Origin of the sequence: Arsenophonus nasoniae DSM 15247 (assembly GCF_000429565.1) — a bacterium.
GTDB lineage: Bacteria > Pseudomonadota > Gammaproteobacteria > Enterobacterales > Enterobacteriaceae > Arsenophonus > Arsenophonus nasoniae.
Genome location: NZ_AUCC01000294.1, coordinates 1 through 1,007 on the forward strand (window position 1 = coordinate 1; position 1,007 = coordinate 1,007).

Below are 1,007 nucleotides of genomic sequence, written 5' to 3' on the forward strand. Positions count from 1 at the left end.
GAAAATTACTGAAAAGTAAGTTTCAGTAATTAATGATTTGTTAAAATGTGAGGATTTTTTATGGCAAGTAGAGGAATTAACAAAGTTATTTTAATCGGTCATTTGGGCGATAAACCCATTGTTCGCTATTCGCCAGATGGGTCATGTTTTGCGACTTTCTCACTAGCAACGAATGAGTCTTGGCAGGATAAACAGACTGGTGAACAACGGGAAAAAACAGAATGGCATAGAATTTTTGTCACAGGTAAATTGGCTGAAATTGCTGGTCAATATCTCGATAAAGGCCGTCAGGTTTATGTTGAAGGACAATTGCGAACACGAAAGTGGCTAGACGAAAGAAGTGGAGAAGAGCGATATTCAACGGAAGTTTTTGTTGGTATTCAGGGGACATTTCAAATGTTGGGGAGTAAGAACGGAGATTCAGTACCGCCTCAAATTTTTCAGCCAAAACATTCAACACGTAATACACCGCAACCTAATCAAAGTAATGAATCATCAATTCCTGATTTTGATGATGATATCCCCTTCTAGCGTTCCAAAAATAAAATCGTCAACGTCTAAGAATTTCAAAAATAATTTTCAAATTAAAAAAACGCACCAGATGACTTACTGGTGCGTGAATAAAGCTATGTAGAAGAATCTAATTATTGAGCATATTCAGTATAGCTCATTTCAAAAATAGCGTTTTCCGATTGCAAATTTAAAATTTAAAAAAAGTGAAAATTTTTTAATCACGTAAGTTATTGATTTTGATCACTTTATTTTAAGCTCAAATTTCACGTAAGTTATTGAAATAAATCGAATTATTGACAATGTAAATTTTACCTTTACAATTAAAAAATCGATTTTTAGCTGTTTTTTCCACGGCTTTTGCTCTTTCACAATTTGGGGTTTTTCCTCTGTCGAGTTTTCCAGAGGACAGAATGCAACTTTTGTGTGTTCTGTTTTGGTGTTTTTAATTCAATCTTCGTTTTAAGAACATAAGCACGCCTTTGGCGTGAGCATCG

1 protein-coding gene is annotated in these 1,007 nt (G+C 34.4%); it reads left to right on the forward strand.

Features of this window, described 5'->3' with window-relative positions; genetic code table 11:
• The first annotated feature begins 60 nt into the window (after positions 1-60).
• On the forward strand, positions 61-531 hold the full coding sequence (gene ssb, locus G468_RS0118560; RefSeq protein ID WP_026824220.1) for a single-stranded DNA-binding protein: 471 nt from the start codon (positions 61-63) through the stop codon (positions 529-531).
• Positions 532-1,007 lie beyond the last annotated feature (476 nt).

Bases quoted from the DNA above. Each gene is read 5' to 3' on its own strand.
- ssb (WP_026824220.1), top strand. From the start codon at position 61: ATGGCAAGTAGAGGAATTAACAAAGTTATTTTAATCGGTCATTTGGGC.